The following is a 24,967-nucleotide window of genomic DNA, read 5'->3' as shown; positions in this document are numbered from 1 at the left end:
GTCTCTTTCTCAATCCATGCGAATGCCGCTGGCGCGGATCACGCCGGCCCATTTGGCGGTTTCGGCCTGCACAAAGCTCGAGAAGGCCTGCGCGCTGGAGCCTACGCCTTGTACACCCAGTTCGGCAAAGCGTTTCTGCATCTCGGGGCTGGCCACGATGGCGCGGGTTTCGGCCTCCAGCCGCTGCAGCACGGGCTGCGGTGTGCCCGCCGGGGCAAAGAGGCCATTCCACTCGTTCACCTCAAAACCGGCCAGGCCCGATTCGGCCATCGTCGGCAGCTGCTCCCAGCCATCGCTGCGCTGGGCGGAGGTGATCGCCAGCGCGCGCAGCTTGCCGCCTTTGACAAAGGGGCCACTGGCCGTGGTGGCGCTGAACATCACATCCACCTGGCCGCCGATCAGATCGGTCAGCGCCGGCGCGCCACCGCGATAGGGGATATGCGTCATCTCCAGCTTGGCGCCTTGCTTGTACAGCTCCGCCGCCAGATGCTGCGCGCCGCCGTTGCCGGCCGAGGCATAGCTGAGCTTGCCCGGCGCGGCCTGCGCGGCACGGCTCAGGTCGGCCACCGTATGCAGTGCCGAGCTGGCGGGCACCACCAGCAGCAAGGGCACCTGGTTGATCAGCGAGATCGGCGCGAAATCCTTGGCCGGCTGGTAGGGCAGTTTGGCAAACAGGCTGGGGTTGACGGTAAAGGCCGTCGCATCGAGCAGCAGCGTATAGCCGTCGGGCGCAGCCTTGGCCACCGCCGCCGCGCCAATCGTGCCGCTGCCGCCGGGGCGGTTGTCTACGATCACTTGCTGGCCTAGCCGGCTGCCCAGCTGGGTGGCCAAAAGTCGCGCGGTGTTGTCGGCATTGCCGCCGGGCGGGTAGGGCACGACGAGCTTGATGGGCTTGTCGGGCCAGGGGCTTTGCGCCTGGGCGGGCAGCGCGCCTGCCATGCCTGCTGCCAAGGCGATGCTGCCCAGCGCTTGGGCCGCAAGCGCCATCGGCCAGCGGCGGTTAAAAACCTGCTTCATCTTTGTCTCCTGTCTTTCAGGCGTTCCTTAACGGGTCGCATGCTTGCAGCCTCTTAGTGTTTGCTGGGGCCGGGTGCATGCCCGGCCCGTTGTTAGGCAAGGGCAAGCAACGCTGGCTTGCCCGTGATCCAGCCAGTGCCTCAGGCCGTGGCTGGCGCCTTGGCCAGCACGGCCAGCAGGTTCTGGGCTGCGCCCACGCCCATGTTCACGTAGGCATCGCTGGTCACGCCGCCGATGTGGGGGCTGAGGACAAAGTGCGGCTCGCGCTGGAAGGGGTGGCCGGCGGCCATCGGCTCCACCGCAAAGCTGTCCAGGCCCGCAGCCATCACCTGGCGCGCGCGCACGGCATCGAGCAAGGCAGCCTCGTCGATCAACCCGCCGCGCGCGGTGTTGACAACGATGACGCCACGCTTGCACTGCGCCAGGCTGCTGGCATTGAGCATGCCCCGGTTCTCTTCCGTCAGCGGGCAGTGCAGCGAGATCGCATCGGCCTCGCGCCAGAGGGTGTCCAGGTCCACGCTCTGCACATAGGCTGGCAGGTTCTTGGCAAAGGGGTCAAAGCCGATCACGCGCATGCCCAGCGCATCGGCCATCTTGGCAAAGCGCAGGCCGATGGCGCCCAGCCCTACCAGGCCAATGGTGCGGCCGCCCAGCTCCAGGCTCTTGTGCGTGGCCTTGTCCCAGTGGCCGGCATGCATGCGTGCATCGAGCGCCACGACGGACTTGGCGCAAGCCAGCAGCAGCGCCAAGGCCTGCTCGGCCACGGCCGCAGCATTGGCGCCCACGGCGGCCACGACCTCGATGCCACGTGCCTTGGCGGCCACCTTGTCGATGGTGTCGGTACCGCTGCCGTGCTTGGAGATGACCTTGAGCGACGGGGCCGCATCCATGACCGTTGCGCCGACCTTGCCGTAGCGCACGATGATGGCCACCGGGTCATATTGCCTCGCCAGCGCGACCAGGTCGTCTTCGGTCGGTGTCTTGCCGGCGTAGATGACTTCGTAGCCGCCAAGCAGGTTCAGTGCTTGCTGCGCCAGATCGGCGCCGGTGACGATGATGGCGGGTTTCACAGCGATTCTCCTTCCTGGAGCACGCCGGCCGCACGCAGTGCAGCAGGCAGCCATTTCGATGCCGTGTCGCCACGGGCAATGGCGTCGATACGGGCGGCTTCATCGGCCACCTTCTTGTCGGCCAGGGCCATCAACGCAGGCGCCTTGGCGCGCTCGATCACGACCACGCCATCGGCGTCGCCCACGACCAGGTCACCCGGGTTGACCGTGGTGCCACCGGCCGAGATCGGGTGGTTGATGCGGCCGGGCACAAACTTGGTGGGGCCAGCGGGGTTGAAGCCGGCGCTGAACACGGGGAAGTCCAGCTCCAGGATTTCGAGCTTGTCGCGGATCGCGCCGTCGACGATCACCCCTGCCAGGCCCCGCTTCTTGCAGGCGCTGAGCATCAAGGTGCCCATCAGCGCGGCCGTCTGGTCGCCCTTGCCATCGATCACCAGCACATCGCCGGGCTCGGCCAGCGCGATGGCGGCATGGATCATCAGGTTGTCGCCGGGGCGCACCTCGACCGTGAAGGCCGGGCCTGCGACCTGCATGTTTTGGTGGACGGGTGCCACCCGTGCATGCATGGTGCCGCGGCGGCCGGCCACGTCGGCCAGAATGGCGGCCTGGAAGCTGCTGGCCTTGGCAACGACGTCGGCGCTGACGCGCTCGATGTCACGGATGATGTCGGGAAGTTGGCTCATGGTGTTGGTCCGTTGGGAGGGATAAAAAAAATGGGGTGTCGGGAATGGCTGGCGCCTTATCGGCTTTGGTTACTCGGCCTTGATGTTTCCGTCTTTGATGACCTGGGCCCACTTGGCCGAATCGGCCTTTTGCAGCGCGCCCAGCTGCTGGGGTGTGCCACCCACCAGGCTGATGCCCAGCTTGTCGGCCAGTGCCACGACGGCGGGGTCTTTCAATGCCTGGTTGATGTCCTGGTTCAGGCGCTGCACAACGGCCTGGGGCGTCTTGGCCGGCGCAAACACGGCCTGCCATTGCTCGACGACAAAGTCCTTCATGCCCACTTCGCCCATCGTCGGCACATCAGGTAGCGCAGGCAGGCGCTTGGCAGAGGTAACGGCCAGCGCACGCAGCTTGCCGGCCTGCACATGGGGCAGTGCAGCGGCTACGGGCGCGAACATGAACTGCACCTGCTCGCCCAGGGTGTCCTGCAAGGCCGGGGTGTCGCCCTTGTAGGGGATGTGGATAAAGCGGGCGCCGGTCTGCTGCTGCAGCAGCTCGCCCTGCATCTGCAAGATGGTGCCGTTGCCGCCCGAGGCATAGGCCAGCTTGCCGGGCTGGGCCTTGCCGGCAGCGACCAGATCGGCTACCGTTTTGAAGGGCTGCTTGGCGCCCACGACCAGCATGTGCGGGATGGTGCCGAGGATGGCCACGGGCTCGAAGGCCGCAATGTGGTCATAGGGTAGCTTGCCCATCAGGTGCGGCGCAATCGCCTGCGGGCCGATCGAGGTGCCCAGCAAGGTGTAGCCATCGGGCGCGGCCTTGGCGACCCAGGCCGCACCGATGGTGCCGGTGGCGCCCGCCTTGTTTTCCACAATCACGTTGGTGCCCAGCGCCGTGCCAATGCGCTGCGCCACATTGCGGCCCAGCACATCGGTGCTGCCACCGGGCGGGTAGGGCACGACCCAGGTGATGACCTTGCCGGCAGGCCAGTCGCCTTGGGCCAACGCGGGCGTGGCGCCCAGGCTGGCCAGCAGCGCTGCGCCTGCAGCGGCAAGCAGGCCGCGGCGTGCGCGCTGTAGGGAGGGGGTAGTTGCTAGGAATGTGGTCATGTCAGTCTCCGAAGTGTTTTATGAATCGGCCAAGGGGCCAAAGCCGTAGAGCGCGGCCGGGTTGTCGACCAGCACGCGCTGCAGGGTGCCGCTGCCTGCGCTGTGCTGCGCCCAGTCGGCCAGGCGGTCGATCTGGCGCGCGTCATCGGGCATGGCTTGCACACCGGCGGAGGCAGTGGCATGGGGCCAGTCACTGCCCCATAGCACACGCTGGGGCGCTGCGCGCAGGTAGCTGGCGGCCAGCGCATCCAGCGCCGGGTCTTCCACGCTGTGCTGGTCGCTGACGATGTAGCCGCCCGACAGCTTGATCCAGGCCTGGCCGCGCTGCAGCAGCTCCAGCAGCAGACCGTGCGCAGCGCTGCCCGCCATGGCCGGCGCGATGCGGCCAAAGTGGTCAAACACTAACGGCACCGGCAGCTCGCGCAGCACGGCCGCCTGGCCCAGCAGCAGATCGGGCGCCATCAACAGCTGCAGGTGCCAGCCCAGCGGAGCAATGCGCTGGGCCAGCGGCCTGAGCGCCGCCACCGTGCCCGCCACGCCCAGCGACAGGTTGAGCCGCACGCCGCGCACGCCCAGGCGGTGCAGGCGCTGCAGCTGGGCATCGCTCTCCGTGCCGTCGATCACCGCCACACCCCGGGCCTGGCTGCCCAGCGCTGCCAGGCCTTCGAGCATGCAGCGGTTGTCCGTGCCATAGGTGGAGGGGGTGACCAGCACGGCACGCGTGGTGCCGATGCGCTGCTGCAGCGCGCGGTAGTCCTGCGCCGAGGCGTCGGGTGGCAGCAGCCTGGCGCCCGCTGCGCTGGGATAACGGCTGTCATACACATGGATATGGCAGTCGCAGGCGCCGTCGGGCAGCGGGGTGGAGGGTACGGCGGTACCTGCCGAGAAACGGACGGGCACAGCCAAGCTATCGCGGTGCATGGCGCGGGCTCTGGGTGAACGGGGTGGTGTTGGGGGAGGGGGGCTGGGCGCGGGCCGGTGTGCTTGCGGCCTTAGTTCAGGCTGGCGCCTGAGTCCTTGACGATCTTGGCCCAGCGGGGCACTTCGGCATGCATCAGCTTGCCAAAATCTTGCGCGCTGCCGCCCAGGATATCGCCGCCTTCGGAGCGAAGCTTCTCGACCACATCGGGCTCGGCCAGCGCGGCATTGATGGCTTTGTTGAGCTTTTGCACGATCGCATCTGGCGTGCCGGCCGGGGCCAGGATGCCAAACCAGGTAATGGCTTCAAAGCCCTTGCTGCCGGACTCGGCCATCGTTGGCGTGGAGGGCAACTCGCCCGAGCGCTGCTTGGAGGTCACCACCAGCGGCTGGAGCTTGTCATTGCGCACCTGGCCGATCAGGGAGGGGATCGATCCAACAAAGAGGTCGATCTGGCCGCCGGACAGGTCGGTGATCGCTTGCGCAATGCCTTTGTAGGGCACATGGCGCAGCTTGACGCCAGTGGCTTGCTCGATCTGGGTGACGGCCAGGTGGGCGACGGTGCCATTGCCGGCATAGCCCACGGTGACGGTATCGGGCTTGGCTTTTGCAGCCTTCAACACCTCGGCGATTGAATGCAGCGGGGTGCCTGCGCCACTCACCATCAGGATTGGCGACGAGGAGACGAGCGCGACCGGGGTCAGGTTCTTGAGCGGGTCGTAGGGCAGCTTTTTGTACAGCGCCGGGTTGATGGCCAGGTTGCTGGTCTGGCCCATCACCAGGGTGTAGCCATCGGGCGCGGCCTTGGCGGCGGCGTCCACCCCCAGGTTGCCACCGGCGCCGGGGCGGTTGTCCACGACGATGTTCCAGCCATTCTTCTCGGTAACCTTTTGCGCCACGGCGCGGGCAATCATGTCGGTGCCGCCGCCGGGCGGAAAGGGCACAAACAGGCGAATGGGCTTGGCCGGGTAGTTGCTTTGGGCGTAGGCACCGGTGGCTGCTGCCGCCAGTACCGCCGTGCCCAGCGCCAGGCGGCACAGGCGCGCCGAGATCGAAATCGCTCGTGTCGTGATCGTCATACGTTGTCTCCGTATCGTTGTGTTGGTGTGGCCTTTTGGTCTGGTGCCAATCGGTGCGCTACTTTAAAAAAAAGTTTCAAGGGGTACAATGCCGTTTCAACCAATGAAACACATTGCACCATGGGCAACCCGTATCAGCGCAAACCCGCAGCCCGATCCAAGGCGAAACCCGGCCCCGTTGTCACGCAGCTGGTGGAGGACGACCTAGTCGGTGCCGAGGCCGTTGCAAATGCGGGGCAAGAGGAGGGCGCATCGTCGACCAGCACCGTCACTGCGGTGTTGCGGGCGATGCAATTGATCGATGCCTTTGCGTTGGGCGAATCGCATCTGCCGCTGGCCGAGCTGAGCCGGCGCTGCGGCCTGCACAAGACCACGGCGCTGCGCATTGCGCGCACCCTGGCGCAGTCGGGCTACCTGGTGCAGCGGGAAGATGGCGATTGGCGCCTGGGCCCGGCAGCGGGCTGGCTGGGCGCGCGTTACCAAGCCGGTTTTGATGTGCAAAACGTGCTGGAGCCGGCGCTGCGCGCGCTGACGGTGGCCAGCGGCGAGAGCGCCGCCTTTTATGTGCGCGAAGGCCATGTGCGCACCTGCCTGGTGCGGGTGGAAGGCCCGCAGGCCTTGCGCCACCATGCGCGCATGGGCGAGGGGCTGCCGCTGGACAAGGGCTCGCCAGGGCGGGTGATTCTGGCGTTTTCGGGCGAGCCGGGCGACTTGTACGAAGCCATCCGCCAGCGCGGTTTTCACTGGTCTATTGGCGAGCGCGAGCAGGGCGTGGCCACCATCTCCGCGCCGGTGTTTGGCAAGCACTGGCGGCTGCTGGGCTCCGTCTGCGTCTCCGGCCCCGCCTCGCGCCTGCCGCAGCAAAAGCTCGAAGAGATGTCCACGACGGTCATCGCAGCTGCCAACCAGCTGTCCTATGCGTTGGCGGGCAATACGGGGCCGTCTGCGACCCTGGTGCGGGCCAGCCACTGGCACCCCTGAGTCCTGCGCGGATGTGGCTGCGGCGTCCCTCGCGCGGCACGTCGAACGGGGGACTGCTGCAGCGGCTTAGCGCACCATGCAAGGGCGCTTGTTGTCAAAGCGCCAGCCCGGAACCAGGTACTGCATGGCAATCGCATCATCGCGGGCGCCCAGGCCGTGCTGCAGGTAGAGCTGGTGCGCGCGCTCGACGGCGTCCATGTCCAGCTCGATGCCCAGGCCGCCTTGTTGCGGCAGCTCGATATAGCCGCCCTTGATCTGCAGCGGCTGCTTCGTGAGGCCCTGGCCGTCTTGCCAGATCCAGTGCGTGTCGATGGCGGTGACCTTGCCGGGCGCGGCAGCGCCCACATGGGTGAACATGGCCAGCGACACATCGAAATGGTTGTTCGAGTGCGAGCCCCAGGTCAGGCCAAAGGCCTGGCAGAGCTGGGCCACGCGCACCGAGCCTGACAGCGTCCAGAAGTGCGGATCGGCCAGCGGAATATCGACCGATTGCAGCGACAGCGAATGGGCCATCTGGCGCCAGTCGGTGGCGACCATATTGGTGGCCGTGGGCAGTCCGGTCGCGCGGCGGAACTCGGCCATCACTTCACGGCCGGAGAAGCCCTCTTCTGCGCCGCAAGGGTCTTCGGCATAGGCAAGGATGCCGTGCAGATCGCGGGTGATGCGCACCGCATCCTTGAGCAACCAGCCGCCATTGGGGTCCAGGGTGATGCGGGCCTTCGGAAAGCGCTCATGCAATGCGCGGATGGCTTCGACCTCGTCCTCACCGCGCAGCACGCCACCCTTGAGCTTGAAATCCTCAAAGCCATAGCGCGCATGGGCGGCCTCGGCCAGGCGCACGATGGCCTGCGGGTCCATGGCTTTTTCATGGCGCAGGCGCTTCCAGTCATCGGCCTCGTCGGGAAAGCTTTGGTAGGGCAGGTCGGTCAGTTCGCGGTCGCCCACATAGAAGAGATAGCCCAGCATCTGCACCGAGGTGCGCTGCACGCCTTCGCCCAGCAGCGCAGCGACTGGCACGCCCAGGTGCTGGCCCAGCAGATCGAGCAGTGCCGATTCTGCTGCCGTCACCGCATGGATGGTGGTGCGCAGGTCAAAGGTCTGCAGCCCACGGCCTGCGCTGTCGCGGCCCGCAAAGTTGCTGCGCATCGCGTTGAGCATGGCGTTGTAGTTGCCCACCGGCTGGCCGAGGATCAGCTCGCGCGCGTCTTCCAGGGTATTGCGAATGCTCTCGCCACCCGGCACCTCGCCCACCCCTGTGCGGCCTGCGCTGTCGGTCAGGATCAGCAGGTTGCGGGTGAAGAACGGCGCATGGGCGCCGCTCAGGTTGAGCAGCATGCTGTCATGCCCGGCCACGGGCACCACGCGGTAGCCGGTGATGCGGGGGGTGGAAGAGGGCGACGCGGATGTGGTGGCTTGCATGGTGGGCTAAGGGTCAATGTTGGAGGTTGTGCAGCGGGCGTGTTGGGCTCGGGGGGCTGTTGCTTTGAGCCGCTAACACGGCCCAGCAAACCGCAGGTTTGCGGTTGAGACGAGGCGCCAAGTCGCAGACAGTACGGTAGTACGGCAAGGCTTGGCGCGGCCGGCCAGGCAACGACGTATCAAGGGTTGTGTTAGTGGCTCTTATTGTGCGGTGATGTTGCCGGTGGTGATGACCTGCTTCCAACGCGCAAACTCCTTGCGCTGGAACTCGGTAAAGGCCTCGGGGCTGTTGCCGACAATCTCCAGCCCCATGTCGGTGAACTGCTTGCTCACAGCTGGGTCATGCAGCGCTTTGACAATGCCGTCGTGCAGCTTGGTTCGAACATCGGCGGGCAGGTTCTTCGGTGCGGCAAAGGCTTGCCAGGCATAGACGTCCATGCCATCGATGCCGGCTTCTGCCATCGTCGGCACATCGGGCAGCACGGCAGAGCGCTTGTTGCCCGTGACCGCAATGGCCTTGAGCTTGCCCGACTTGATATGGGGGAAGACGCTGTTGACGTTCTGGAAGGACATGTCCACCTGGCTGCCCAGCAAATCAGCGGTGGCCGGCGCGCCGCCCTTGTAGGGCACGTGCAGGCCCTTGGTGCCCGTCTTCTGCCAGAACAGCTCGGCAGTCAGGTGGTCCGACGATCCCGCGCCCGAGGTCGCAAAGCTGACCGTGTCGGGCTTGGCCTTGAGCATCGCGATGACATCCTGCACGTTGTTGACCTTGGGGGCGAGCTGGGGATTGACCACCAGCACATTGGCTGTTTGTACCGCCACCGTGATGTAGCTGAAGTCCCGCGTCGGGTCATAGGGCAGGCCCTTGATCAGATGGGGCGCCACCACGAGCGGTGCCAGCGACGAGACCAGCAAGGTATAGCCATCGGCCGGGGCGCGCGCCACCTGGGCGGCGCCAATGCTGCCGGTGGCGCCGGCCTTGTTTTCCACCACCACCGACTGGCCCCACTGCTGGCCCAGGTTGTTGCCAATTGCGCGCGCCACCGTGTCGGTCGCGCCGCCCGCAGGGAAGGGCACGATGATCGTGACTGGCTTGTCCGGCCAAGCCCAGGCACTGGGGCTGGCGGCCAAGGCCGCAGCGCTGGCGCAGACGAGGGCCGCTATCTTTTTCCATCCTGGTTTTGGGGTGGTGGTCATGCTTGTCTCCTGCATTTAAGACGTTGCTGAAATCTGGCTGAGCGATGCTTCGCTTCAAATAGTTAACGTTAACATTGCAATTTGTCGTATTGTTAACGTTAACTTTGGCTGAGAAATCAGTAATTACCCGACATTGCCAGGATGGCGGGGGTGTGAATTTCTACCGAGACAGCGCTGTTTAGCCGCTGCTGCGCTGGGTAATGGAAAAGCCGATATCGACACGCTGCGCATCGACGGGCTGGTCCAGGGTGCGGGCCACAATCATGTCGGCGGCCAACTGGCCAATGCGGGTGCCATCCAGCCGCACGGTGGTGAGGGGCGGGGCGGTGTCTTTGGCAAACTCCTGGTCGCCCAGACCGACAACAGCCAGGTCCTCGGGCACGCGCAGGCCCTGGTGCTGCGCCTCGGCCAAGGCACCTAATGCCAAGGTATCAGAGCTGCAGAAAACGGCGGTCACCTCGGGCCGCTGGGCCAGTATCTCCACCAGGCCACGCCGGCCGCCACCCAAGGTGCTGGGCGCGGGCGTATAGGCCACCTTCACTTCGGGCAGGCCTGCCGCTTGCGCCGCTTGTGCATAGGCCGCCACGCGCACCCGGGCACGCGCATCATCGCCGCTGACCATGCCCAGTTGCCGGTGGCCCTTGGCGATGAAATGCGCCGCTACCGCCTGGCCAATGGCACTGTGCGAAAAGCCCACCAGCATGTCGATCGCCGTGTCGCTCAGGTCCCAGGTCTCGACCACCGGAATGCGCGAGGCCTGCAGCAGCGCCCGCCCTTCTTCGGAGGCGGCCATACCGATCATCACAATGCCATCGGGCCGGCGCTGGATGATGGCGCGGATCAAGTCCGCCTCTTGCGCGGCGTCATAGCCGGTGCGGCCAATCATCAGCTGGTAGCCGTGCTGGTTGAGCGCATGGTCGAGCGACTGGATCAGCTCTTGGAACACGGGCCCCACCAAGGTCGGCAGCAAGGCCGCCACCAGCCGCGCCCGCGACAGCCGCAGGCCACTGGCCAGCGCATTGGGCACATAGCGCATGCTGGCGATGGCATCGCGCACGCGCTGCAAGGTTTCGGGATTGAGCCGTTCGGGGTGGTTGATGGCCCGCGACACCGTCATCGCAGACACGCCCGCAGCGCGGGCTACATCTTGGATCTTGGACGGTCGGTCAGTGGGTTGCACGGGCAGGGATGATGGCGGCTGAAAGTGCCGCTATCGTAGTCCATGCTGGTGCTGCGGGGCGGTGCAGTGGGATTGGGATGGTATTTGAGCCAGCTTTGGCGGGCGGTAGTCGCCCCCTGCCAACCATACGCACTCAGAGGTTTAATGGCCGAGGATCCATTCACTTGCACTCCAGGATCTACCTATGAAGACTGCCACCATCCCATCCATCTGCGTCGAGCCCGCTTTCATGGACGAGGTGGCGCGTGCCTTGGCGCAGAACGAAAGCCTGGCGTCTTTTGTCGAGACCGCTGTCCGCCGCGAGATCCAGCAGCGGCAAGCACAGGCGGGATTGCTGCAGCGGGGATTGGCCGCCACGCGGCACAACAGTGCTGCTGCTGGCATCCCTGCACAGGTCGTGATTGCCCGCCTGGAGGCCAAGCTGGCCGCAGCCAGGCAGCGCAAATGAACCTCTCAATGTCAGACAGCTGGATCTCAACCCACCCGCCTTACCTCCAGCGCTGATACTGGCGCACGCGCAGGCCACAGCGCGACCAGCACCAGCAGCACCGCCACCAGCAGATAAGGCGCGCCCGGGTGCAGGTCATAGACCAGGGTGCCCACCAGGGGCCCCAGGATCATGCCCAGGCCATGGGCTGCGGCAACGGTACCGGCAGTGGCGCCTTGCTCATGCGCGCCCACGGCATTGGCGGCCAGTGCCATGACGGAGGGGAAGACCCAGCCCATGCCGGCGGCGCCTAAAAGGTAGCCGGCCCACAGCGCCCAGGGCGTGCTGGCCAGCAGCAGCGACGCAAAGCCCAGCGCAGACAGGGCGCAGCCGGCGCGGATCAGGCGCTGCGGGGTCCAGCCCAGTTTGCGCACGGCCAGCTGGGCGAGGATCAGGCCCACACCGACAACGGCCAGCGCTATGCCGGCGGCGCGGGCAGCGGCGCTGGCGTCCAGCTGCAGCCGGTCCAGCGCAAAAAAACCCACAACGACCTGGGCAATGGTCACGCTGAACATCGCGCAAAAGGCCACGGCCATCGGGCGGCGCAGGCGCGGGTCGCTGATCTTGAGGGGGCCGGTGGGCGGGTTGGCATGCTGCTCGCTGCGCGGCAGCCAGCGCCACAGTACCAACAAGGCCAGGGCGGGCAGCACGGCGGTGATCAGCAGCGGCAGCTCCAGGCTGTGCGCGACCAACAGGCCGGTGACGCCGGGGCCCGCCACCATGCCGATGCCGCTGGCGGCGCCCAAGGTGGCCATGGCCGCCGCACGCTGCGGGCCGGGCACATGGTCGGCCACCAGCGCCGCACCGGTGGCGGGCACGGCGGCATAAAAGCCCCCGGCCATGCCGCGCAGCAGCACCAGCCCGGCAAAGGCCAGCCACACGGGCGGCTGGCTGCGCAGCGCAAACACGATAAAGCTGCACAGCAATGCATAGCAGACCACAAAGCCGCCCAGGCCCCGCAGCAGGATGGGGCGCCGGCCCCAGCGGTCACTGGCCGCCCCCCAGCGCCGTGCCAGCAGTACCCAGGCCAGGCCCCCCACGGTCACCGCCATGCCGGCCTGCCAGGGCGCCAGCCCCAGCAGCCTGGCGATGGGGCCGATCAGCGCCACAAAGGACATCATCGACAAGGTGCAGACAAAGTTCTCGAACATCAGCGGCCGCATGCTGAAGCTGCGCACGGGCGCCGTGGACGGGGCCGCATCGGATGGGCGGGCGGGGCTCGCCGAGGTAGACGGGACGGGCATCAGACTCCTTCAATAACATGGTCTTTAAATGATAATCAATCTCATTTAATGATAAACTCGGTTCCTGTGATTTGCCCCTCTTGTGATGAACGTCATCCCGCCATGCGCGCCGTTTGCGGCGCTGCCAACGCCCTGGCGTTGTGGGGGCCAACGGGCAGCGGTGCCGCGTGCTTCTGCTGCTTTTCTTCCCTCCTTCGGGTGCAGCTGTCTGCATCTGCCTGACCATCCACCAACCCGCCATGAGCGCCACCATGACCACTTTGCATGCCGCGACCAGCGCCCGCCGTACCTTGCAACTCCGCCGCCCAGCTGTGCCACAGCCGCAGGACGCAGCCGATACGCCCGCTGCCTGCGAGGCCGAGTCCCATGCTGGCGAGCCACTCACCATTGCGCTGCAGCCCCGGCCGCTGAACGATGCCAACCTGCAGGTGCGCAGCGTGGACAGCGCCAGCCTGCTGGCCGGCCACAAGACCGTGCAGATCGCCCATAACGGCTCCGTCTACACCTTGCAGGCCACCAAGCTGGGCAAGCTGATCCTGACGAAGTAAAGCGCTCCACACCGCTGATAAAACACAGCCCGCTGGCATGCAATGGCCAGCGGGCTGTGGTGTTTGTGGGCTCTGGCAATGGCCAGAGCCTTTGTGGTGATCAGAACGACACGGTGGCCGACAAGCGGTAGGTGCGCGGCGCGCCCGGCATCACAAAGCCATCGTTGAACATGCCGATCCAGTAGTTCTTGTTGGTCAGGTTCTCCACGCTGGCGTTAAAGCGCACGGGCGTAGCGCCGAACTTGGTGGCATAGCGGGCCATCGCGTCGATGCGGTTCCACGAAGGCACCTTCAGGCGGTTGCCCGAGTCCGCCCATTGCGAGCCGGTATGGAACAGGCGCCCGCCCACCGACAGGCCTTGCACGGGGGTGTCCCAATCGAGGCCAATGCGGGTGCGCAGCTTGGGCACGCCATAGTTCTCCAGCCCGGTGTTGGTCTGCTTGGATTGGATGTACTCCACACCGCCCAGCAGCGCCGCGCTCTCGCTCAGCTTGCCAAACGCGCTCCACTCCAGCCCGCGCAGGCGCTGCTCGCCATCGAGCACCTGGAAGTTCGCGCTGTTGGTGACGATGGAGGGCTTCTTGATCTGGAAGGCGCTGATGGTGTGCGTGGTCTGACCGGCCTGCAGTTTCACACCCACTTCGCCTTGCTTGGTCTGCATCGGCGCGAGCGTGTCGCCCTGGTTGGCAAAGCCGGTGCCCACGGTGCGGCCGGGCTCCAGGCCTTCGGTGTAGTTGGCAAACAGCGCGATGTTCTCACCCCAGGGGCGTAGCACGCCGGCAACCATTGGCGAGGTGCGGCTTTCGCTGTAGTTGGAGGCCACGCCATTGACCAGCGGGGTCTTCACCGTCTGGTGGCGCAGGCCCAGGGTCAGCAACAGCTTTTCATCCCAAAAGCCCATGGTGTTGGCAATCGCCACCGAGCGGAATTCGTTCTCCGTCGTGTAGTCCTTGAAGGTGGGTGCTGCGGGGAAGGCGGGCTCCGTCGGCCGGTACATATTGGTCGTGTAGCAGTAGTTGCAGGCCGTGTTGACCGTGCCTTCCTTGTGCTCGAGGATGTTGAACGACAGCTGCAGGCGGTGCTGCACGCTGCCGGTGTCGAACTTGCCGATGACGCCCGCCTCGGCCGTGCGGCGCTCGGACTTGGTGTGCACGTTGTAGATCGCGCCGCGCGTGGTGCCGTCTGCGCCGGTCACAATGGCGCGCGTGCCAAACAGCAGGCCCTGGCCTTCGGCCTCCGACCCGCCCGCTGCCACATAGCCCTGCCAGTTTTTGCTGAAGTCAAACTCGGCCCGGGCCAGCAAGCCGCTGTTGTCGTACTTGCCATGCGTACCCTTGAACAGGTTCACATCCCCATCTGGCGGTGAGAGCAGGGTGCCCACACCGGGGATGGCTGCGCTGCCCAAAAAGCTGAACATGCCGGGGCTGCCGCCATCGATCTTGTTGACGCTGTTGTACAGATCCAGGTAGAGGCGGAAGTTGTCGCCCAGGTAATCGAGGCCCAGCGCGCCCACATTGCGCTTTTGCTTTTCGTCCTCGGCGCCCATATCGCCCGATCCATAGACGCCATTGAAGCGCAGGCCCAGGCGCTGCTCGGGCCCAAAGCGCTTGCCCACGTCGGCATGCAGCTGGTAGTACGAGTCCGACACATAGGTGGCGGTCAGGTCGGCAATCGGCTGGGCCAGCGCGCGCTTGGTCACCATATTGACCGAGCCGGCCACGCTGGCGAGCGGCGGCATGCCCGAGAGCAGCACATTGGGGCCGCGCATCACCTCGACCCGCTCGAACATCTCGATCGGCACCGAGTTGGCCGGCGCAATGCCGTAGAGGCCATTGGTCGCTATGTCCATCGCCGTCACATCGAGCCCGCGCAGGTTGAAGTTCTGCAGCAAATGGCCCTTGTTGGTGGTAAAGACCACCGCCGCATCGTTTTCCAGCACATCCTGCAGCGACAGCGCCGACCAGTCCTCGGCCAGCTCGCGTGTGTAGGCATTGACGTGCACGGGCGCCTCCATGATCGAGGTCGCCCCCAGAATGCCCAGCCGTGCCCCCTTGGCTGCCTTGCGTCCGGGCGCGAGCGCAGGGAGGTCTTCACGCTCATAGCGGTCGCGCACGGTGACCTGGGGCAGGTTGACGGGTGCGCTGGCCTCTGTGCTGGCGCCCGCCTCCTGCGCGGGTGCTGCTGATTGCGCTGGCTGGGCCTGCTGGGCCGATGCCCCAGCGCTGGCGGCAGCGGCCATCAAGGCCAGGACGATCAGGTTGGGTTGGTGTCTGAGTTGGGTTGTATGTGACATGAGAATGACGTTGCTATGACTTTAATGAACAAGAATCATTCTCAATCGTATTCATCGGATGTGATGTTTGCAACTTTTTGTTGTATTTATGGGATCACCCGCCGCTGAATTTGGTGCGAGCCCTGCGTCTGGAGACTCAGGTTCCGCTGTAAGCACGGGGCGAGGAAAGGTCCATATACTGATATGAATATCAGGAGATAAATTTGAATAAAGCCATGGGTATCCGTTCTACCGTTGTTGCTAGCGTGCTGGCGCTCGCAAGCAGCATGGGTTGGGCTGCTCGCAGTTTTACCCCCCAGGCCGGCACCTGGGCCATTACCGAAGAATTGGATGGAAAACCGGGCCGGGGCCTGGCGATTGATGTGCAAGGCAATACCTTCTTTATGCAGGTATTTGGCTATGAGACGAATGGCGACGCCACTTTCTACACGGCTACCGGGCAGATGGATGGCGACACCGTTACTGCACCGCTGATGCAGTACCAAGGGGGGCGCAGCTTTGGCAGTGATGCAAGGGATGCGGTCGCGTTGGAATCGCCGGGGAAAGTGACGGTGAGTTTTGCCAACGGGCTACAGGGGACGGTGCAGTTTCCTGGCGAGCCCGGGCGCGCGATTCAACGCTTTGAGATGAGAAGTGATGACTATGTGGCCCGCTATTGGAGCGCAGGTGAAACGCGGAGTTTTCTTGGGACGACGCTGGACTCCAATGCGCTTGCACACCGGCAAGTCCATATCAACATCGGCAAGCCGGCCCAAGATTTGCAGTGGCGGGTATGGATGCGTGGTTTTCATGGCGTTCCATGGAATACGTTCATCTGCACAAAGGCCGCAGACCAAGACATTTTCCGTTGCACCAACAGTGAACCTCAGCCCGCCGATGGCAATGAGCCCTATGTGCAGTCCATTGCGCTGCGTATTGTGAATGTGGATCTTGTTGCTGAGCTTGTCGTACTGGAACAAGGAGCAGTGCTTACTTATCCAGTCATGGGTACAGCTATAGGAGGGGGCTCCGGCTCCACCATCACTGGGTGCGCCTTCTGGCTGGATCTGTACATTGGCGATCAAATCAACTGCAACCTTTCAATCACCCCCAGCAGTGGCACTTGGTTGGTGGAGGATGAATGGACCTTCAAGCCAGGGCGTGGAATGGCCATCGATGTTCAAAATGGCATGGCCTTGGCGCAGGTATTTAACTATCTGCCAAGCGGGCGGCCGACCTTTCACATGGGAAGCGGAAGTTTCCAGAAAGCCCAGACCCAGTTAGCGCTGAATCGCTACCAAGGAGGCCGTGCACTGGGGGGACCACTCCAAAGTGCGGAACTGGCGGAGGCTGCCGGAGACTTGTCGCTGGCGTTCTTGTACGGCGGTACAAGCTCGAGGGCACTCAGTCGCGTACGCGGAACGGTAGCGCTGCCGAACGAGCCTCAAAAGCAGATGGTGCGGATGGCATTGGAGCCGGGTGCCGCAGACGCGCAAGGCTTGCTGGGGCAATGGTGGCTCAAATTCTCCACCTTGATTGCCCCGCAAGACACGGTCGCCGTGACTTTGTCGCGTGTGGAGGGTCTAGAAGCGGTGAGTGACGATGGCGCCATTCGATGCACCCGCGCTGATCCCGCCGTTCCGCGCAGGGCCACCTGTACCTGGATCCGTGATGGTGTGACTTCTACCGGTTATCTCTTTCAAGAGCCTGGCAACCGAAGTGGAACCGTGCTGCAGGTCCGCGACCGCCACGGCAACCTGATGGGTCTGGGCGCCGTCCCCTTGGAGTGATGCCAGCGATGGGGGATGGGGCAACCAGCCCTCTGCGCCCGATGCCGGGTGCACATCCCATTCTTAGGGGCGCTTTTTCCGCGTATCCGGCAAGAACGCGGTCGCCAGCCCCAGCAGCGGCAGGAACGAGGTCAGGCCATACACCCAGACGATGCCATGCACATCGGCCAGCTCTCCCAGGCCCGCGGCACCGACGCCGCCGATGCCGAACATCAATCCAAACATCAAACCCGAGACCAGGCCCACGCGGCCGGGCACGGCCTCTTGCGCATACACCACCAGTGCGGCAAAGGCGGACGACATCACCAGGCCGATGGCGATGGCGAGCACGGCGGTCCACACCAGGCCCACATAGGGCAGAGCCAGCGCAAACGGCGCCACGCCCAAAAACGAGATCCAGATAACGGCCTTGCGGCCGATGCGGTCACCGACCGGGCCGCCGGCAAAGGTGCCCGCTGCCACAGCGGCCAGGAACATGAAGAGAAACAGCTGGCTGCTTTGCACGCTCAGGTTAAAGCGCTCGATCAGGTAGAAGGTGAAGTAGTTCGTGAACGATGCGATATAGACAAACTTGGCGAACATCAAAATGCAGATCACCATGACGGCGCGGATGACGCCCACGCGGTTGAGGCCTTCACCCGCATGGTTCTTGGCCAGGCTCTGGGCCTTGGCGCTGCCGTTGTGGCGCACCCAGATGGTCAGGCGGTACAGCACAAAGATGGCGACCAGGGCGACCACCATGAACCAGGCCACCGCTGGCTGGCCATGGGGGATGACGATGGCCGCCGTCAGCAGCGGCCCAATGGCAGAGCCAGTATTGCCGCCCACCTGGAAGCTGGACTGCGCCGTGCCAAAGCGGCCGCCCGATGCCAGGCGCGCAATGCGCGAGGCCTCGGGATGGAAGGTGGCCGAGCCCACGCCCACCACGGCGGCGGCCACCAGCAGCATCTCGTAGCTCTGCGCGGTGGCCAACAGGCCAATGCCGATCAAGGTCATGCCCATGCCGGAGGGCAGCAGGTAGGGCTTGGGGTGCTTGTCGGTGTACATGCCAATCCATGGCTGCAACAGCGATGCGGTGACCTGGTAGACCAGCGCAATCACGCCAATCTGCCCAAAGCTGAGCGAAAAGCTCGCCTTGAGCATCGGAAAGATCGACGGCAGCATCGCCTGGATCATGTCGTTGAGCAGGTGGGCGAGCGCGGCGCCGCCCACAATCGGCAATAAAAAGCCGTGCTGCTGAGTATCTGCAGGTGCTGCAGCCAGTGCAGGCGAGGGGTTGAGGGTGGCGGTATCAGCGGTCATGGCGTCGGGCGGGCAAACCTGGGCAGGCAAAAAAATCAGGCAAGCGGCAAGCCTACGGGAAGATGCGCTGGCGCAATCGCGCAAGCAGGACAAGAAATATCGAATTTGTGCCAGTTGAGCGAATGACAGTCATTCGCGGGCAGGGTAGATGCGTGGCCGGCCGCCGCTTATGATGGCCATTCACTTCAACGCAAGGACGGCCCCCATGACACAGATTGCCCATCTTCGTGACGCGATAGCCGCGAGCCAGCTTTTGAACGACGTGCAAGCCGACGACGGCTTTGTGGTGGGCAGCGTGCGGTTCCATGCCGCAGGGGCCGATATCCATGTCAATGTCGACCCGGAGCTGGCCGACAACCCGGACATGGATGTCGATGCCCTTATCGCCAATACCCAGCGCTTTTTGGCGATGCCAGCCGATCAGTGGACGGCGCTGGTCCACGACATTGCGCTGGAGGTAGAAGAAGCCGTTGAAGACGATGAGGTGCAAGAGCCCACCGATCTGCGCAATGACCTGCGCCTGCATTCGGTGGCCGTTTTTGCCGATGCCGTGCTGCTGTCATTTGTCGCACCCAAGCAGTTTCCGCAGTGCTGGGTGCGGGCCCAGCTGTGCGAGGAGCTGCTGCTGGAAGACATCTCCATTGACGAGAACGATGGTGTGGACACCATCGAATTCAAGTCGCTCGATGATCTGCTGGACAACCTGAGCGCCAACAACGACAAGTAGCGCCCCGGCGCACCGGCGCACTGCAGCCCTCGTCCCAGGGCTGCGTGTGGGTTGCGCATCGCGCATCAGGCGGCCGAAGGCGCCGGCCCAAAATATTGCGGCACCCGCTGGACCAGTTCCTCGGCCGCTTCCCAGAACTGCTCGTCCAGTTCTTCAATCTGCTCAGACAAGTCACCGGCCACTGCGCGGTACACATCATCAATGGTGTTGACCTCGTCCGACTGGGCAATGGGGCCCACCAGGCGCCAGAACGCGGTGACTACCGCGAGCGTGGCGCTGGCCCGGATCTGGGCAAGCGCAGCCAGCGCCGCATCCATCTCGGCCATGCCCCAGTTGCCCAGAAACTGCAGCAGGCCGCCGTTGTAGCCATCGGCCACCAGGCGCCACAAGGCCACCAGCGCCCGGCTGCGGTGATTGAGCTGGTCCGCCTTCCAGTCCAAGGCCTTTAGCTCGGCCAACGCCGCTTCAAACAGCGCATCCTGCTCCAGTGTCCAGACATTGAGTGCGCCGTCAGCCGAGGTCTGACCGGCGCTGGGCCAGTTGACGCCGCGCCCGTCCGCGGTAGCCACCCATTGCGATCGCTCTTGCGCGTTCATCGCAAGCACCTTGGGCCCCACCCAGGACAGCGGAGCGGCCAGCTGGCGGCCGTCATCGAGCAGCAGCAAAACGCGCTTTTCTTCAAAGATGACGTCGGTGATCGGAGATCCGACGACGGCATGCCCGTCGTGCTTCATGCATGGCCTTTCCGGGGCGCAAACCTGCCCCCAACAGCGGATGAGTTTAAGGGAGATCCCGTTTCGGCGAGGGTGCTGCCCGCGCCTTATCTTGAGCGCCCTCCTACCCGTAAAGGCCCAACTGTAAACAACATGTAAACCTGGTGGTTTCAAATCATTGTTGCGTAACAGGTAAATCAAATTTTGATATTTGTTTTAATCCAAACTTCTTTGCTTAATGCAGAAATGAATATCATTTTTCATTTATATATTTCATTATTACAAGTCGCTGATTGTAATTTTTAAAAGAGAATGTTTGGAGTGTCTCTCGTACTATATTTGCCGTAAATTTCTGCATCCACGCCACCTTGCTTGCCGCCCACCCTTGCTGCCATTGGCGCAGGTGCGCGCTGCTGGCTGGGCTGGCCACGCCAGGCCGCTTTCAAGATCCCCGTGCATTTGCAAGCGCAGAAAAATCCACGGAAACCTGGCGTCCGATATGGAAAGGGATTTGTGCGCAATATATGATTAATAGTGAGATTAAAGTCCCACATGTAATGATCGTCGATCGCGATCTACAGCAACTTCGTCTTCTGGTCACCGCACTGCGCAGCCGCTCTTACACCGTCAGCGTCATTGAGAATGAGAGCCAGGTCTACACCCGCATTCTTTTAAAGCCTCCTGATCTGGTATTGATGGATGTGCGCTTGCCTGACCGCAGTAATATCAAGGTGGCCAGATTGCTCCAAGAGAATGCATCCACCCGCTATATACCCATCCTATTTATCTCTGCGCTGTCTGATAAAGAAGACCGGCTGCTTGGGCTTCGTGCTGGAGCTGTCGACTATATATTGAAGCCCTATTATGTGGATGAGGTGCTGGAGAGGGTTCGCATTCACATTGCGCTGGCGCGTAAAAGAACCGGATTGGAGCAGCATACAGCGGATGCGGTGAGGGCATGGCATATACCTTCGGGAATCCTGTCGGCCAATATGAGCATCAAGCAGGTAGCGACCGAATTCATAATCCATCACCTCAGTGACTCGACGCTAAAAGGCGGTAATGTGGCTGCCAGCCTGGGTTTGTCCACCCACCGCCTAAATATGGTATTTGAGGCCACCGTGGGCATGACGGTCTTTGAATATATTCGCAAAGAGCGAATGTCCAGGGCCGCAATGATGCTGGAGACCGGCTCACTGGGGGTCGCCGACATTGCGACCGAAGTCGGCTATGCCAACTCCGGCAACTTTTCCACCGAGTTCAAGAAGTTCTGGAAAAGGTCGCCCAAGCAGTACCGCATGGCATTCCAGGCGCAGGGGGCACCGGTGCCAAGCCAGCCGTCAGAAGATAAACCGGAGTAGCAACCGGTGTGCCGCACGTCTTGACGTTCAAGTGCTCAATCTGCGGATGAATCGCGAGATAAACCTATGCGGATCACCGCACTCCACCGAGCCCCTCTTCGCCGCGTGACTCCGCATACGAAAGTCTGGACAAGCACTACCGACACGACCAAAAAAATGCCAGTCAGCATGTCACTGACTGGCACCGGTTTGAAGGCCGATCAGCGATCAGGCACTGTGCTTGCGTGCACGCCCCATGCCGAGCATGGCCAGGCCTGTGGCAAGTACCAGCAGTGCCCAGGTGGACAGCGACGGAACCGCAGTGGGCACGGGGACCGCGCGAATCGTGATCTCGTGGCTCAGCTTGCTGTCAACGCCCGAAGCGCTGACGGCAGACGATCCCACTTCCGTTGGCTTGCCCTCGACCACACAGGTGACCACAGCCCCTTCTGGGATGGTGGAGGGCGATGTCCAGCCGGTGGCAGCCGGGGCAGCGGGCGTGACGATGGTGCAAGCGCCAGGCCCTTGGGTGATGCCGGCAGGCAGGCCGGAGACGGCGCAGTTGGCCCCCGCCTGGTCTGCACTGCCCCGGTTGCTGCAGCTGTAGCTGCCTTGGTAGGGAGTGCCGACCGTTCCCGTCGACGGCAATCCGCTCAGATCGACCACGACATCCGCAGCGCCCACGACGGTGATGTCCTGGGTCGCCGTGTTGTTGCTCAGGTCGCGGTCTCCCGTCGTGCCGGTGGTGCCCGTCGTTGTCGTCGTTTTCTTCACATTGGCGGGTGTGCCGCCCACCTCACAAGTGACGACCGCGCCTTGCGCGATGAGGTTCCCTGCGGTCCAGGCTGCGCTGTCGGGGCTTACCGTGCAAGCCTGGATGCTGAGCCCATCTGGCAGCGGGCCGGTGGTGCAAGCCGTCGCAGACAATGCATCGGCATCGCCCAGGTTGCTGCAGCGCAATTGCCCTTGGTAAGGCACGCCGACCGTCGCGGTGGCCGGCAGTCCGGACAGGTCGATGGCCAGATCGGGTGCCGTGACCGTCATCGTGACCTCAGCCGTTGCGCACTTGGTCTGGTTGGGCGCTGGCAAGCAAACGTCGTAGCTAAAGGTATCGACGCCCACGAAACCAATGGCAGGCGTGTAAATAAACTTCCCAGGATTTGCCGGATCGGCCGCAATCGTTCCGCCGTTGGCCGACGTGGTCTGCGCGGTGACCGAGCTGCCCTCCGGCACATGGGGATCGTTGTCCGTCAGATCCAATGAGCCCGAGGGCGTGTTGATCCGCGTAGTACCCGAATCGTTGACCGTAGCCGGCGGATCCTCAAAAGTATTGGTGATCTTGGTGGGCACCCAGGTTTGGGGCAACTCCGTTTCTGCAGGCAGTCCTGGCAGCTTCTCTTCGCGCACTGCGATGTTGTCCAGCTCAAAGCCGGCACCCCAAAAGCGTATCTTCTTGATGGTGGTGGAGCCGAAAGCGGTAGTGTCCTTGAGCACATAGTTCAGATACACATAGGGCTCAGCGTTGTTCCCCTCGATAAAGGGATTGCCGTTGTATTGCGCTCTGCTGTAGGTGATGTTCTGGTCCAAGGCCTTCATCGTGAGGTTGGAGGGCGAATTCAAAAACGCCATCAGATCGTCGGTGGTCATCGCCGTCAGCACGTTGTCGTTCTCATCGAGCAACTCCACGTTGTTGCCGTTGGAGCCTGCGGACCACCAGAAGCCGACATAGCGCGCAGGGTTGGTCAAGGTCACCGTGACGCCTACCGGTGTGCCGGTTGTCCCTGCATTGAGAAAGTTGGAACCACCACTGCCCATTACCGTGCCGGTGCCTGCGCCGCCATACACATTGGCAGCGGCCACATTGGTATTGCCGCCGGCGCCCACCTGGTACGTTCCGATAGCCCAGTTGCCGGATGTTTTAGTGCCCAGGGTCTCGCCGTTGAATGTTTCGATGGTGTACGACTGCTTGTAAGCGTCGGACCAAGGCAGAGCGCCTTCGGGCACCGCTGCGTTGAGAGCCGCATTGCGGACGGGTTCAGAGATATAAAGCGTCAGCTCACTGGCCTGGGCATTCCAGGCGCTCATTCCAGCCAGGCAGGCAAGGGCCAAAGCCGCAGAAGTTTTTGTCATAGACCTTGTGAATAATTTAGAAAACAAAATCTTCGATATGAATCGCCTTTGTCTTTTTTCGGGACGAGTCATTTCCCTCGCACATCGAAAGGCGAGTCGCGGTGGTTCGGGCTTTAGATCCGTGGATACGCCCAGCTGGCAGAGAGCAGGGGGCGGTTGAGGAGATCCATGGCCTGGGTTGGGCTTGCCGTCAGCGGACGCTGCTGTGCAGCGCGAGGGAGATTCGAAGCGATGGATTGTAGAACAAAAGGAACATTTACTGACAAAATTTACAATTGGGCGAAATGCTGCAGAAGGTGCTGCCCAGCGGCCATCTGCCTTGCGCCACGGTTGCGCAGGGCGCAAACGCCGCCCACCGCAGGCCCCATCAACGGGGCACCGATGCCTGAGGACTGCCTTGCATCCACACCACAAAGGCCCCCAAGCGCGCATCGAACCCTGCCGCAGATGCGTTGGGCGCTTAGAACAGGTTCTTTGGCCTGCTGCACAAAGAAATGGGCTTGGCTGGCCATATCTGGAAAGCGCTCCGAGAACTACCGCGCATAGTCATCCAGCGACCGGGGCTAGTACCCGCCTGGACTGCCCATAGCCACGGGGCAGTCCATAGATAGGCTGATTTCGGCTACCTGGCCAAGGGCAGTCCAAGCAAAAGGCCCATGCAGGCCATGAAGCAGTGGCATCCAACGCATCCTGAACGGTTCAATAGGCGGCCCTATGAGGGTCAGGGATGCACCAGCTAGCCCGAATAGGTGGGCCGATGGCATTGCATTCCTGAGGCAGGCGAATGGCAAAAAGGCGCGCGTTTCAGCCATCCGTACACCGGCAAGAGCTCAAAACTCGTCACCGCTTGATACGCATACCACGCTAACAAGGGATGACGTTCTATCTATGACCTAAGCGTGCGAGCAGGGAAGTTGCAAATTCAGCTAACTGAAGCCAGATGGCAGTTATGTTTTGAGAGTATCTATCGCGATTTTTGGCTAGTTCGTGGTGTTAGTAAATGCTGGAATCAGTAAATCTTCAATTCTAAAGTCGCTCTTAATTATTACCAGATGTAGCTGATCTTGCGCGTATATGCCCACTGCGACTCAGTATGCATCAGGGCAATGAGAATTTGTGCAACAGCATAAATTTATCTCAGAATTCATTTGAGTCGATCACCTGATTAATTGTTTACAAATCCATATTGAGAATTCAATGTCGGTATTTAAGTTTTTAATCGGCTAATACTCATAGTTAATAATTATTGAGTGTTTGACGTTGGTTAAAAATAGGTTTAAATTTTTGGTCAGAGGGTTGATAAAAAACCTTGAAAAGTTCTCGCCAGAATGTACGTCAAACAACCCATTGGGCTTGGGGCGCCACCACTTGCAGCCGTTGCGCACATGAGCAAAGGATGTGGTACGCAATGCTTAAAGTAACTGCGGATAGATAAAAAAGAGATTTGATGGCTGGAAAATGATATCGCCATAGCGTGTTTGCATTGATAGTGGCATACGCCCACACCGGCTTTTCTCAAGAAGTCATGCTTGATTTGTTCGAAGATCCCAGATCTGTATCTCAGTCGTGATTATATTGATAAAAACGGCAGTCGAAATATTGATCCATTTAATGGATTTCTGCAATGCCAATACGGGGAGCTCCATCGTCCCAGAAATGATGGTTTTGATCTTCAGGTGAGAAGGACTGCCGACGGTTCTTCTATTGAGTCGCTGAAACCTGCAGCCTGCGACTAATCATCAGGTGCGGGCATCGGGTGGAGTATTTATTTCGATCGCGTT

General features: G+C 62.6%; 20 protein-coding genes. 6 read left to right on the top strand and 14 right to left on the bottom strand.

Annotated features, from left to right (window positions below):
* Positions 1-9 precede the first annotated feature (9 nt).
* From N4T19_RS07500 to N4T19_RS07475, 6 genes are all read right to left on the bottom strand, one after another.
* On the bottom strand, positions 10-987 hold the full coding sequence (locus N4T19_RS07500; protein WP_207788040.1) for a tripartite tricarboxylate transporter substrate binding protein: 978 nt from the start codon (positions 985-987) through the stop codon (positions 10-12).
* 170 nt (positions 988-1,157) lie between these two features.
* Positions 1,158-2,087: an NAD(P)-dependent oxidoreductase gene (locus tag N4T19_RS07495; RefSeq protein ID WP_116924290.1), complete on the bottom strand. Its 930-nt coding sequence runs from the start codon at positions 2,085-2,087 to the stop codon at positions 1,158-1,160.
* Positions 2,084-2,770, bottom strand: coding sequence for an RraA family protein (locus tag N4T19_RS07490; protein ID WP_260719784.1), 687 nt, complete (start codon positions 2,768-2,770; stop codon positions 2,084-2,086). The genes N4T19_RS07495 and N4T19_RS07490 overlap by 4 nt, the downstream gene beginning before the upstream one ends.
* Positions 2,771-2,839: 69 nt before the next feature.
* The gene (locus tag N4T19_RS07485) at positions 2,840-3,859 is read right to left on the bottom strand and encodes a Bug family tripartite tricarboxylate transporter substrate binding protein (protein WP_182342351.1); all 1,020 of its coding nucleotides are present in this window, start codon (positions 3,857-3,859) and stop codon (positions 2,840-2,842) included.
* 18 nt (positions 3,860-3,877) lie between these two features.
* A complete protein-coding gene (locus N4T19_RS07480) occupies positions 3,878-4,780 on the bottom strand; it encodes an amidohydrolase family protein (RefSeq protein ID WP_260719783.1) in 903 nt (300 codons plus the stop codon).
* A gap of 71 nt (positions 4,781-4,851) precedes the next feature.
* Positions 4,852-5,856, bottom strand: a complete 1,005-nt coding sequence (locus N4T19_RS07475; RefSeq protein WP_260719782.1) for a tripartite tricarboxylate transporter substrate binding protein — start codon at positions 5,854-5,856, stop codon at positions 4,852-4,854.
* A gap of 120 nt (positions 5,857-5,976) precedes the next feature.
* Here N4T19_RS07475 and N4T19_RS07470 point away from each other — a divergent pair, with 120 nt between their 5' ends.
* A complete protein-coding gene (locus N4T19_RS07470; RefSeq protein ID WP_260719781.1) occupies positions 5,977-6,837 on the top strand; it encodes an IclR family transcriptional regulator in 861 nt (286 codons plus the stop codon).
* Between the two features lie 66 nt (positions 6,838-6,903).
* Here the strand turns inward: N4T19_RS07470 and gudD are convergent, their stop codons facing one another.
* The 3 genes from gudD to N4T19_RS07455 all read right to left on the bottom strand — a co-directional run bounded on the left by gudD (position 6,904) and on the right by N4T19_RS07455 (position 10,633).
* Positions 6,904-8,256 (bottom strand): glucarate dehydratase, encoded by a 1,353-nt coding sequence (gudD, locus tag N4T19_RS07465; RefSeq protein ID WP_182342342.1) that lies wholly within the window; start codon positions 8,254-8,256, stop codon positions 6,904-6,906.
* Between the two features lie 201 nt (positions 8,257-8,457).
* Complete coding sequence (locus tag N4T19_RS07460) at positions 8,458-9,453, bottom strand: Bug family tripartite tricarboxylate transporter substrate binding protein (protein ID WP_260719780.1); 996 nt, start codon at positions 9,451-9,453, stop codon at positions 8,458-8,460.
* 178 nt (positions 9,454-9,631) lie between these two features.
* Positions 9,632-10,633, bottom strand: coding sequence for a LacI family DNA-binding transcriptional regulator (locus N4T19_RS07455; protein WP_260719779.1), 1,002 nt, complete (start codon positions 10,631-10,633; stop codon positions 9,632-9,634).
* Between the two features lie 184 nt (positions 10,634-10,817).
* Here N4T19_RS07455 and N4T19_RS07450 point away from each other — a divergent pair, with 184 nt between their 5' ends.
* Positions 10,818-11,081 carry a YlcI/YnfO family protein gene (locus N4T19_RS07450; protein WP_182342337.1) on the top strand — a complete coding sequence of 88 codons (264 nt, stop codon included), beginning with the start codon at positions 10,818-10,820 and terminating at the stop codon, positions 11,079-11,081.
* Positions 11,082-11,107: 26 nt separating this feature from the next.
* Here N4T19_RS07450 and N4T19_RS07445 read toward each other — a convergent pair whose 3' ends face one another.
* On the bottom strand, positions 11,108-12,364 hold the full coding sequence (locus tag N4T19_RS07445) for an MFS transporter (protein ID WP_207788036.1): 1,257 nt from the start codon (positions 12,362-12,364) through the stop codon (positions 11,108-11,110).
* 251 nt (positions 12,365-12,615) lie between these two features.
* Between N4T19_RS07445 and N4T19_RS07440 the strand changes: the two genes are divergently transcribed.
* Complete coding sequence (locus N4T19_RS07440) at positions 12,616-12,912, top strand: hemin uptake protein HemP (protein WP_232539382.1); 297 nt, start codon at positions 12,616-12,618, stop codon at positions 12,910-12,912.
* Positions 12,913-13,012: 100 nt separating this feature from the next.
* On the opposite strand, the gene N4T19_RS07435 is transcribed toward N4T19_RS07440, so the two are convergent.
* A complete protein-coding gene (locus tag N4T19_RS07435) occupies positions 13,013-15,205 on the bottom strand; it encodes a TonB-dependent receptor (protein WP_260719778.1) in 2,193 nt (730 codons plus the stop codon).
* Positions 15,206-15,408: 203 nt separating this feature from the next.
* On the opposite strand from N4T19_RS07435, the gene N4T19_RS07430 reads away from it, so the two are divergent.
* Positions 15,409-16,974 carry a hypothetical protein gene (locus N4T19_RS07430; protein WP_182342327.1) on the top strand — a complete coding sequence of 522 codons (1,566 nt, stop codon included), beginning with the start codon at positions 15,409-15,411 and terminating at the stop codon, positions 16,972-16,974.
* Between the two features lie 63 nt (positions 16,975-17,037).
* On the opposite strand, the gene N4T19_RS07425 is transcribed toward N4T19_RS07430, so the two are convergent.
* Entirely contained in the window at positions 17,038-18,276 is a 1,239-nt protein-coding gene (locus N4T19_RS07425; protein ID WP_182342324.1) for an MFS transporter, read from the bottom strand.
* Positions 18,277-18,481: 205 nt separating this feature from the next.
* Here N4T19_RS07425 and N4T19_RS07420 point away from each other — a divergent pair, with 205 nt between their 5' ends.
* Complete coding sequence (locus N4T19_RS07420) at positions 18,482-19,003, top strand: hypothetical protein (RefSeq protein ID WP_260719777.1); 522 nt, start codon at positions 18,482-18,484, stop codon at positions 19,001-19,003.
* 65 nt (positions 19,004-19,068) lie between these two features.
* Here the strand turns inward: N4T19_RS07420 and N4T19_RS07415 are convergent, their stop codons facing one another.
* Complete coding sequence (locus N4T19_RS07415; protein WP_116924277.1) at positions 19,069-19,737, bottom strand: DMP19 family protein; 669 nt, start codon at positions 19,735-19,737, stop codon at positions 19,069-19,071.
* A gap of 347 nt (positions 19,738-20,084) precedes the next feature.
* Here N4T19_RS07415 and N4T19_RS07410 point away from each other — a divergent pair, with 347 nt between their 5' ends.
* On the top strand, positions 20,085-21,077 hold the full coding sequence (locus N4T19_RS07410; RefSeq protein ID WP_182342315.1) for a helix-turn-helix domain-containing protein: 993 nt from the start codon (positions 20,085-20,087) through the stop codon (positions 21,075-21,077).
* Between the two features lie 207 nt (positions 21,078-21,284).
* Here the strand turns inward: N4T19_RS07410 and N4T19_RS07405 are convergent, their stop codons facing one another.
* On the bottom strand, positions 21,285-23,141 hold the full coding sequence (locus N4T19_RS07405) for an Npun_F0296 family exosortase-dependent surface protein (protein WP_182342312.1): 1,857 nt from the start codon (positions 23,139-23,141) through the stop codon (positions 21,285-21,287).
* Positions 23,142-24,967: the final 1,826 nt, after the last annotated feature.

This window comes from Comamonas squillarum, assembly GCF_025309455.1.
GTDB classification, from domain to species: domain Bacteria; phylum Pseudomonadota; class Gammaproteobacteria; order Burkholderiales; family Burkholderiaceae_C; genus Comamonas; species Comamonas squillarum.
This window is presented reverse-complemented; position numbering and strand designations above follow the sequence as displayed.

Excerpts from the sequence above, each read along its gene's own strand:
- N4T19_RS07420 (WP_260719777.1), top strand. The coding sequence starts at position 18,482 with ATGACACAGATTGCCCATCTTCGTGACGCGATAGCCGCGAGCCAGCTT.
- N4T19_RS07470 (WP_260719781.1), top strand. The coding sequence starts at position 5,977 with ATGGGCAACCCGTATCAGCGCAAACCCGCAGCCCGATCCAAGGCGAAA.
- N4T19_RS07405 (WP_182342312.1), bottom strand. The coding sequence starts at position 23,141 with ATGAGCGCCTGGAATGCCCAGGCCAGTGAGCTGACGCTTTATATCTCT.
- N4T19_RS07485 (WP_182342351.1), bottom strand. The coding sequence starts at position 3,859 with ATGACCACATTCCTAGCAACTACCCCCTCCCTACAGCGCGCACGCCGC.
- gudD (WP_182342342.1), bottom strand. The coding sequence starts at position 8,256 with ATGCAAGCCACCACATCCGCGTCGCCCTCTTCCACCCCCCGCATCACC.
- N4T19_RS07440 (WP_232539382.1), top strand. The coding sequence starts at position 12,616 with ATGACCACTTTGCATGCCGCGACCAGCGCCCGCCGTACCTTGCAACTC.
- N4T19_RS07425 (WP_182342324.1), bottom strand. The coding sequence starts at position 18,276 with ATGACCGCTGATACCGCCACCCTCAACCCCTCGCCTGCACTGGCTGCA.
- N4T19_RS07480 (WP_260719783.1), bottom strand. The coding sequence starts at position 4,780 with ATGCACCGCGATAGCTTGGCTGTGCCCGTCCGTTTCTCGGCAGGTACC.
- N4T19_RS07415 (WP_116924277.1), bottom strand. The coding sequence starts at position 19,737 with ATGAAGCACGACGGGCATGCCGTCGTCGGATCTCCGATCACCGACGTC.
- N4T19_RS07500 (WP_207788040.1), bottom strand. The coding sequence starts at position 987 with ATGGCGCTTGCGGCCCAAGCGCTGGGCAGCATCGCCTTGGCAGCAGGC.
- N4T19_RS07445 (WP_207788036.1), bottom strand. The coding sequence starts at position 12,364 with ATGCCCGTCCCGTCTACCTCGGCGAGCCCCGCCCGCCCATCCGATGCG.
- N4T19_RS07435 (WP_260719778.1), bottom strand. The coding sequence starts at position 15,205 with ATGTCACATACAACCCAACTCAGACACCAACCCAACCTGATCGTCCTG.
- N4T19_RS07460 (WP_260719780.1), bottom strand. The coding sequence starts at position 9,453 with ATGACCACCACCCCAAAACCAGGATGGAAAAAGATAGCGGCCCTCGTC.
- N4T19_RS07490 (WP_260719784.1), bottom strand. The coding sequence starts at position 2,770 with ATGAGCCAACTTCCCGACATCATCCGTGACATCGAGCGCGTCAGCGCC.
- N4T19_RS07475 (WP_260719782.1), bottom strand. The coding sequence starts at position 5,856 with ATGACGATCACGACACGAGCGATTTCGATCTCGGCGCGCCTGTGCCGC.
- N4T19_RS07450 (WP_182342337.1), top strand. The coding sequence starts at position 10,818 with ATGAAGACTGCCACCATCCCATCCATCTGCGTCGAGCCCGCTTTCATG.